2 pseudogenes are annotated in these 294 nt (G+C 59.2%); both read left to right on the top strand.

The annotated features are described in order from the left end of the window. Window positions 1-106 (top strand): annotated as a pseudogene (locus INT12_RS31090) (PA2817 family protein); the annotation flags it as partial. A gap of 105 nt (window positions 107-211) precedes the next feature. Then, window positions 212-294 (top strand): annotated as a pseudogene (locus INT12_RS31085) (PA2817 family protein); the annotation flags it as partial.

Below are 294 nucleotides of genomic sequence, written 5' to 3'. Positions count from 1 at the left end.
GGCCCTGGAAGAGCGTCGCTTTGAAGCCGAACAGAACGACGAACCGTTCGACTGGAACCAGGAAAAACAGCTGCTGGCGATGCCGCAGGACCAGAGTAAGCACTGATCATTCAATGTGGGAGGGGGCTTGCCCCCGATGGCGGTGTGTCAGCCAATACATGCATGATTGATCCACCGCTATCGGGGGCAAGCCCCCTCCCACACTACCGAGAGCCAGTACCTGGGTCAGGACATGATGAGCCAGGTCATCCTGCGTTACCCGCAAATCGCCCATCTGGTGCCACGCGACCTGCT

This window comes from Pseudomonas sp. K8 (assembly GCF_014889455.1).
Taxonomy (GTDB): domain Bacteria; phylum Pseudomonadota; class Gammaproteobacteria; order Pseudomonadales; family Pseudomonadaceae; genus Aquipseudomonas; species Aquipseudomonas veronii.
This window is presented reverse-complemented; position numbering and strand designations above follow the sequence as displayed.